General features: G+C 62.5%; 5 protein-coding genes. 3 read left to right on the top strand and 2 right to left on the bottom strand.

The features are described from left to right. On the bottom strand, nt 1–451 hold a 451-nt coding region (locus tag ACTG4J_RS13945), incomplete at its 3' end, for a fatty acid desaturase (RefSeq protein WP_439140345.1). A gap of 138 nt (nt 452–589) precedes the next feature. Continuing rightward, the gene (gene glyA, locus ACTG4J_RS13940; protein ID WP_439140344.1) at nt 590–1,885 is read right to left on the bottom strand and encodes a serine hydroxymethyltransferase; all 1,296 of its coding nucleotides are present in this window, start codon (nt 1,883–1,885) and stop codon (nt 590–592) included. Nucleotides 1,886–2,079: 194 nt separating this feature from the next. On the opposite strand from glyA, the gene ACTG4J_RS13935 reads away from it, so the two are divergent. From ACTG4J_RS13935 to ACTG4J_RS13925, 3 genes are all read left to right on the top strand, one after another. Continuing rightward, nucleotides 2,080–2,841, top strand: a complete 762-nt coding sequence (locus tag ACTG4J_RS13935) for an NAD kinase (RefSeq protein WP_439140346.1) — start codon at nt 2,080–2,082, stop codon at nt 2,839–2,841. 81 nt (nt 2,842–2,922) lie between these two features. Continuing rightward, nucleotides 2,923–5,202 carry an NADP-dependent malic enzyme gene (locus tag ACTG4J_RS13930; RefSeq protein ID WP_439140343.1) on the top strand — a complete coding sequence of 760 codons (2,280 nt, stop codon included), beginning with the start codon at nt 2,923–2,925 and terminating at the stop codon, nt 5,200–5,202. Between the two features lie 100 nt (nt 5,203–5,302). After that, a partial coding sequence (locus ACTG4J_RS13925; protein ID WP_439140342.1) for an AMP-binding protein occupies nt 5,303–7,016 on the top strand: 1,714 nt, incomplete at its 3' end.

Below are 7,016 nucleotides of genomic sequence, written 5' to 3'. Positions count from 1 at the left end.
CCGCCGCCTGCCATTCGCGCAAGGTCATGGTGAAGATCTCGGTCGTGTCGCGTTCATCGAGGTTGCCGAGATGGGCATGATGGTCGTTATGGTTGGATTGCATCACCCGGTAGGGGGTGAGGGTGAAGATCGAAAGGCCCTGACCGGCCAGATCATTGCGCCATTTGGTCGAGAACAACGAGCCGTGGCCGCAATCATGTTGCAGCACGTAAAGCCGCACGCCCAGGAAAGCATTGATCACGATCAGGGGCAGGATCAGCCAGCCAAAAGCGGCAAGCTGCACCGCAAGCCAGAATGTGGCGAAATACAAAAGGAACGTGATCGCGAAGCTCAGCGCGGCCAAGCGGTCGTCGCGTCCTGTCCAATCGCGGGTAAAGGCCCGAATTTCGCGCAGCGCTTCGGCGCGGAAGGCGGGTGTGATCTCGGGTCGAAGGGACGGCGCGGCTTCCATCGTGTTTCGCTCGACAAATGATCTAGCGGCGCGGACGCGGCCGGACACACCAGCAAGCAGCCCGCAGCCACGCCAGAAATATGGCGCGACCGCGGGCCGTTCAAGATCATTGCAAGCGAAATTGTTGGATCTTGCAGATCAGAGCTTGGGGTAGATCGGGAACTGCTGGCACAGCGCCTCGACCTCGGCGCGTACGGCGGCCTCGACCGCTATGTTGCCATCCTCGCCATTGGCGGCCAGCCCGTCGACGACGCGGATGATCCAGTCACCGATCTGGCGGAATTCCGGCTCACCGAAGCCCCGCGTGGTGCCCGCGGGCGACCCCAAGCGAATGCCGCTCGTGATCGTGGGTTTCTCGGTATCGAAGGGGATGCCGTTCTTGTTGCATGTGATATGCGCGCGGCCCAAAGCCTGTTCGGTCGCGTTGCCCTTCACGCCTTTGGGGCGCAGGTCGACCAGCATCAGGTGCGTGTCGGTGCCGCCCGTGACGATATCAAGGCCGCCCTTCATCAGCTGGTCGGCCAGCGCTTGGGCGTTGCGGATCACTTGCGTCTGGTAGTCGCGGAATTCGGGACGCAGCGCTTCGCCGAAGGCCACGGCCTTGGCGGCGATCACATGCATCAAGGGGCCGCCCTGGATACCGGGGAAGATGGCCGAGTTGACCTTTTTCGCGATCGCTTCGTCATCGGTCAGGATCATGCCGCCGCGCGGGCCGCGCAGCGTCTTGTGGGTGGTCGTGGTGGCGACATGGGCATGCGGGAAGGGCGAGGGGTAATGGCCAGATGCCACCAGCCCCGCGAAATGGGCCATGTCGACAAGCAGATAGGCACCGACGCTGTCGGCGATCTCGCGCATTTTCGCAAAATCGATGATGCGCGGAATGGCCGAGCCACCCGCGATCAGCATCTTGGGCTGATGCGCGGCGGCCAATTCCGCGATCTGGTCATAATCCACCGTCAGATCCTGCTCGCGCACACCGTATTGAATGGCGTTGAACCATTTGCCCGACTGGTTGGGCTTGGCCCCATGGGTCAGGTGGCCGCCTGCATCGAGCGACATGCCGAGGATCGTGTCACCCGGCTGCAGGAGTGCGGTAAAGACGCCTTGGTTGGCCTGACTGCCGGAGTTTGGCTGCACGTTGGCGAAACCGACGCCGAAAAGCTCTTTGGCGCGTGCGATGGCCAAATCTTCGGCGATATCGACATATTGGCAGCCGCCGTAATAGCGCCGACCCGGATAACCTTCGGCGTATTTGTTGGTCATCACCGAGCCCTGCGCCTCCATCACGGCGGCGGAGACGATGTTTTCCGAGGCGATCAGCTCGATCTCAAGGCGCTGGCGGCCAAGCTCTTGGCGGATCGCGCCGAAAATCTCGGGGTCGCGGCTTTCCAGCGTTTCGGTGAAAAAGCCTGCGTCGCGGTGGGGGGCGTTCATGGCAGCGTCTCCCTTTAGGGTCGGTGTGTGATATGACTTAGCGCGCCGTTTACGGCAAGCAAAGCCGATCTGGAAGGGTACAAAGCGTCACCATGCCCGCCGAAAGCGGCAAGATGCATGCCGAAGATGGATTGAGTTTCCGATCTGACCGGGCGAGGGTGCCATAAGACCCGAAGGGAGGGCCTCAGATGCCCATGCCACGCAAGATTGCCTTTCTCGCCTCCGATACCGCGCTGTCGCAGGAAGCGCAGCAGCGGCTCGAGGCGCGTTATGGCGTCCATACCCCGGAACAGGCCGATGTGATCGTCGCGCTGGGCGGCGATGGCTTCATGCTTCAGACCATGCATGCCACCCAAGCGCTGGGCCTGTCGGTTTATGGGATGAATCGTGGAACGGTTGGCTTTTTGATGAATGCCTATGCCGAGGATGATCTGATCGAACGGCTCGATCGGGCAGAGGCCGCGGTGATCAATCCGCTGCGCATGCGCGCCACCACGACCGAGGGTAAGGTGGTCGAGGCTTTGGCGATCAACGAGGTCAGCTTGCTCCGCGCAGGTCCGCAGGCCGCCAAGCTGCGCATCTTGGTCGACGGGCGGTTGCGGATGGAGGAGTTGGTCTGCGATGGCGCGCTCTTGTGCACGCCTGCCGGATCGACGGCCTACAACTACTCGGCGCACGGCCCGATTCTGCCGATCGGCGCCGAGGTTTTGGCGCTGACGGCTGTTGCGGCCTTTCGGCCTCGGCGTTGGCGCGGTGCGCTTTTGCCCAAAAGCGCGGTTGTGCGGTTCGATGTGATCGACCCCGACAAGCGCCCGGTGATGGCCGATGCCGACAGTCGCTCGGTGGCCAATGTCGTCTCGGTCGAGATCCGCTCAGAACCTGAGATCGTGCATCGTATCTTGTTCGATCCCGGACATGGGCTGGACGAGCGGTTGCTGCGCGAACAGTTCACCTGATTTCCGCGCGGCGTTGCGTCGCCTTGTGAGTCCCTCACAAATAATGTTTAACGTTAAACTAAATCGATCAGAGGGTGTAGGATGAGCGACGAAAAGCAAGAGGCGCTGCGCAATGCGGCCTTGTTCTATCATGAGCATCCCAAGCCCGGTAAGCTAGAGATCCGCGCCACCAAACCCTTGGCCAATGGCCGCGATCTGGCGCGCGCCTACTCGCCCGGCGTAGCTGAGGCTTGCCTTGAAATAAAGGCTGATCCAAGCACAGCGGCGCGCTACACGACGCGCGGGAACTTGGTCGCCGTTGTCACCAATGGCACCGCCGTTTTGGGGCTGGGCAATATCGGCGCGCTGGCCTCCAAACCGGTGATGGAGGGCAAGGCGGTCTTGTTCAAGACCTTCGCCAATATTGATTGCTTCGATATCGAACTCAGCGAATCCGACCCGCATAAGCTGGCCGATATCGTCTGCGCGCTGGAGCCGACCTTTGGCGCGATCAACCTCGAAGACATCAAGGCACCCGATTGTTTCATCGTTGAACAAATCTGCCGAGAACGGATGAACATCCCCGTTTTCCACGATGATCAGCATGGCACGGCGATCGTGGTCGGGGCTGCGGCGACCAATGCGTTGCGTGTCGCGGGCAAGCGGTTCGAGGATATCAAGATCGTTTCCACGGGCGGCGGCGCTGCGGGCATCGCTTGCCTCAACATGTTGCTCAAGCTTGGTGTGAAGCGCGAGAATATCTGGCTTTGCGACATCAACGGGCTGGTCTACGAGGGCCGCGAGGCCGATATGAACCCGCAAAAGGCGGCCTATGCGCAAAAGACCGATCTGCGCACGCTGGCCGATGTGGTGGATGGGGCCGACCTGTTCCTTGGCCTGTCCGGCCCCGGTGTGCTGACGCCCGAGATGGTGTCCCGCATGTCACCACGCCCGATCATTTTCGCACTGGCGAACCCCACGCCCGAGATCCTGCCCGAACAGGTGCGCGCTGTCGCCCCCGATGCGATCATCGCCACGGGTCGCAGCGATTTTCCCAACCAAGTCAACAATGTGCTGTGTTTTCCCTTCATCTTCCGCGGCGCCCTTGATGTCGGCGCGACCGAGATCAACGATGCGATGAAGATCGCCTGCATCGAGGGCATCGCGGCGCTTGCACGCGCGACCACCAGTGCCGAAGCCGCCGCCGCCTATGCCGGCGAACAATTGACCTTTGGGGCCGACTACCTGATCCCCAAGCCCTTTGATCGCCGCCTGATCGCCGTGGTTGCCAGCGCCGTGGCCGAGGCCGCGATGGAATCGGGCGTGGCGACGCGCCCCTTGGAGGATATCGAGGCTTATCGCGCCCAACTCAACCAATCGGTGTTCAGATCGGCCATGATCATGCGTCCGGTTTTCGACGCTGCGCGCACCGCTGAGCGCCGCATTGTCTTTGCCGAAGGTGAGGATGAGCGCGTGCTGCGCGCAGCCCAAGCCATGGTCGAGGAAACCACCGACAAGCCCATCTTGATCGGCCGCCCCGAGGTGATCGACACAAGGATCGAGCGTGCGGGTCTGACGCTGCGCGCTGGCCGCGATTTCGATCTGGTGAACCCCGAGAACGATCCACGCTACCGCGACTATTGGCAAAGCTATCACGCCATCATGGCCCGGCGCGGCGTGACCCCCGATTTGGCGCGCGCGATCCTGCGCACCAACACCACCGCCATCGGCGCGGTAATGGTTCAGCGCGGCGAGGCGGATTCGCTGATCTGCGGCACCTTTGGTCAATATCTGTGGCATCTGAAGTATATCACCGAGCTTCTCGCCACCGATGGGTTGCATCCTGTCGGGGCGCTCAGCCTGATGATCTCGGATGAGGGGCCGCTTTTCATCGCCGATACGCAGGTCCACCCCGAACCGACGCCGGAACAGATCGCAGAAACGGTGCGCGGCTGCGCCCGCCATATCCGCCGCTTTGGGATCGAACCCAAGGTGGCGCTGTGTTCCGGCAGCCAGTTTGGCAACCTCGATACCGACAGCGGACGGCGGATGCGCGCCGCGCTCGACATTCTTGATCGTGAAGGCACGGATTTCGTCTATGAGGGCGAGATGCATGTCGATACCGCCCTCGATGCCGAGCTGCGCGAGCGGCTTTTGCCCGGCACACGGATGACGGGCGCGGCCAATGCGCTGGTCTTTGCCTCGACCGATGCGGCCGGGGCGGCGCGCAACATGCTCAAGGCGCGCGCGGGCGGGCTCGAGGTCGGGCCGATCTTGATGGGGATGGGCAACCGCGCCCATATCGTCACGCCTTCGATCACGGCGCGCGGGCTTTTGAACATCTCGGCACTCGCCGGAACGCCGGTCAGCACCTATGGCTAGGGGGCGTGCCCGTTAGCGCCCCCATGCGGCAAAGTCACCGAATTGCGTCCATCCTGCGCGTAACGATAGAAAGTTGCGCAATAGCAAGGAGGGACAACCCATGCGGTATGCCGAGATTTACGAACGCGCCATGCGCGACCCCGACGGTTTCTGGATGGAGGCCGCCGAGGGAATAGACTGGGTCACCCCACCTTCCAAGGCATTGTGCGCCGATCACGCGCCGCTTTACGAATGGTTCGCCGATGGCACGCTGAACGCCTGTTGGAACGCGGTCGATCGCCATGTGGAAGCGGGTCATGGTGAGCGGCTGGCCATTATCCATGACAGCCCGCTGACCGGCACCACGCACAAGATCACCTATACCGAATTGCAGACCCGTGTCGCCAGCCTTGCCGGTGCGCTCAAGGCCAAGGGCGTGGGCAAGGGCGACCGCGTCATCATCTATATGCCGATGGTGCCCGAAGCGCTGGAGGCGATGCTGGCCTGCGCGCGGCTGGGCGCGATCCACTCGGTGGTCTTTGGTGGCTTCGCGGCCAATGAGTTGGCGGTCCGGATCGACGATTGCACGCCCAAATGCATCATCGCGGCCAGCTGCGGGCTCGAGCCAGGTCGCGTGGTGCATTACAAGCCGCTTTTGGACGGGGCGCTTGCCATCGCCAAGCACCAGCCCGAATTCTGCGTCATCTTTCAGCGCGAACAAGAGGTCGCCAAGCTGGAAGAGGGGCGCGACCATGATTGGCATGGCTTTCAATATGGCGTCACCCCCGCCGATTGCGTCCCGGTCGAAGGCAATCATCCCGCCTATATCCTCTATACCTCGGGCACGACAGGCCAGCCCAAGGGCGTCATCCGCCATACCGGCGGGCATCTGGTCGCGCTCAACTGGTCGATGCGCAACCTTTACGACATGAACCCCGGCGAGGTGTTCTGGGCCGCCTCCGATGTCGGCTGGGTCGTCGGGCACAGCTATATCTGCTACGCGCCGCTGACCTTTGGTTGCACCACCATCGTTTTCGAGGGCAAACCCGTTGGCACGCCCGATGCGGGCACGTTCTGGCGGGTGATCCAAGACCATAAGGTCAAGTCGCTATTCACCGCGCCGACCGCCTTTCGCGCGATCAAGCGCGATGATCCTGCGGGCGCGTTGGTGGGCGATTATGACCTCTCCAGCCTCGAAAGCCTGTTTCTGGCCGGGGAACGCGCCGATCCCGATACGATCGTCTGGGCGCAAGACAAGCTCGGCGTGCCGGTGATCGATCATTGGTGGCAGACCGAAACCGGCTGGGCCATCGCGGGCAACCCGCTTGGGATCGAGAAGCTGCCGGTCAAGATCGGTAGCCCCTCGGTCGCGATGCCGGGCTATGATGTGCGGATCTTGGACGAGGCAGGCCATCCCGTCGCCGCCGGCACGCTGGGGGCCATCGCGATCAAGCTGCCCCTGCCCCCCGGGACGCTGCCGAACCTGTGGCAGGCCGAAGAACGGTTCCGCAAATCCTATCTCGGCCATTTCCCCGGCTATTACGAGACGGGCGATGCGGGCATGATCGACGCGGATGGCTATCTCTACATCATGGCGCGCACGGATGATGTGATCAACGTGGCGGGTCATCGTCTGTCCACTGGCGCGATGGAGGAGGTGCTGGCCTCCCATCCCGATGTGGCCGAATGCGCGGTGATCGGTGTGGCCGATACCCTCAAGGGGCAATTGCCGATGGGCTTTTTATGCCTGAACAAGGGGGCCGCGACCGCCTCCGATCAGGTGGTGAAAGACTGCGTCAAGCTGGTGCGCGACCGCATTGGCCCGGTCGCGGCCT

It is taken from the genome of Roseicyclus sp. (assembly GCF_965662675.1).
Lineage (GTDB): Bacteria > Pseudomonadota > Alphaproteobacteria > Rhodobacterales > Rhodobacteraceae > Roseicyclus.
This window is presented reverse-complemented; position numbering and strand designations above follow the sequence as displayed.